The sequence below is a fragment of the Enterobacter cloacae complex sp.6700776 genome (genome assembly GCF_048284255.1).
Classification (GTDB): Bacteria; Pseudomonadota; Gammaproteobacteria; order Enterobacterales; family Enterobacteriaceae; genus Enterobacter; species Enterobacter intestinihominis.
In genome coordinates this window covers 1-357 of sequence record NZ_JBLVYK010000085.1, presented here as the reverse complement: position 1 = coordinate 357, position 357 = coordinate 1, and the positions used below count along the sequence as shown (strand labels likewise).

Sequence of the window (357 nt, the reverse complement as noted above, 5' to 3'; positions counted from 1 at the left end):
CGGTTAACCAGACGCTGAACCTCTTTATTGAAGTCCTGTACGCCCATACTCAGGCGGTTGAAACCCTCAGCGCGTAAATGATCGAGGACATCCAGCTCGATCTCACGCGGATCGACCTCAATGGAGATCTCGGCTTCCGGGCTGAAATGGAAATGGCTGCGCAACAGATCCATCAGGCGACTGATTTGCGCCTTATTGAGATAAGTTGGCGTGCCGCCCCCCCAGTGCAGTTGCTTCACCTGGCGAGTGGCAAACAGCGGCGCGCGGTGGATGATCTCCTGTTCAAGGACATCGAGATATTGATCGGCCTTATGCTGCTGGCGGTTGACTATCCTATTGCAGCCGCAGAAATAACAC

1 protein-coding gene is annotated in these 357 nt (G+C 54.3%); it reads right to left on the bottom strand.

From position 1 onward, the window contains the following. Positions 1-357 (bottom strand): radical SAM protein (locus ACNQ0T_RS23330; RefSeq protein ID WP_417930397.1); only part of this gene is annotated, 357 nt, incomplete at both ends.